Origin of the sequence: Vogesella urethralis, assembly GCF_007644045.2 — a bacterium.
In the GTDB taxonomy this organism is placed as follows: domain Bacteria; phylum Pseudomonadota; class Gammaproteobacteria; order Burkholderiales; family Chromobacteriaceae; genus Vogesella; species Vogesella urethralis.
This window is the reverse complement of sequence record NZ_VMDW02000031.1, coordinates 1-244: the sequence shown is the minus strand read 5'-3', so window position 1 is coordinate 244 and position 244 is coordinate 1. Positions and strand designations below refer to the sequence as shown.

Annotated in this window: 1 protein-coding gene; it reads right to left on the bottom strand. The window is 58.2% G+C overall.

All coding sequences use genetic code 11. The features are described 5' to 3' along the window. Positions 1-16: 16 nt before the first annotated feature. Positions 17-244 (bottom strand): virulence factor TspB C-terminal domain-related protein (locus FLQ03_RS19055; RefSeq protein ID WP_206210821.1); only part of this gene is annotated, 228 nt, incomplete at its 5' end.

Here is a 244-nt window from a genome sequence, read left to right as displayed (position 1 = left end):
AGTAATTTCCACATGATCAATCCCCCTTGAACACGATGCGGGCGGCAAAGAAGTCGCCCAGCAGGACGATGAACGGTCTAACCATCGATGCGAGGTCGCAATATGGCGTGAAGGGAAAGTCCATGCGGACTGGCGCACCGGCCTGATCGAACTGCAGTGACTTGGGCGGCGGGCAGAAACCACCGCCGATGTACTTGTCACCCCCTTGCAGGTTGTGCTTGACCTCGGAGGGCTTGATGCTGGC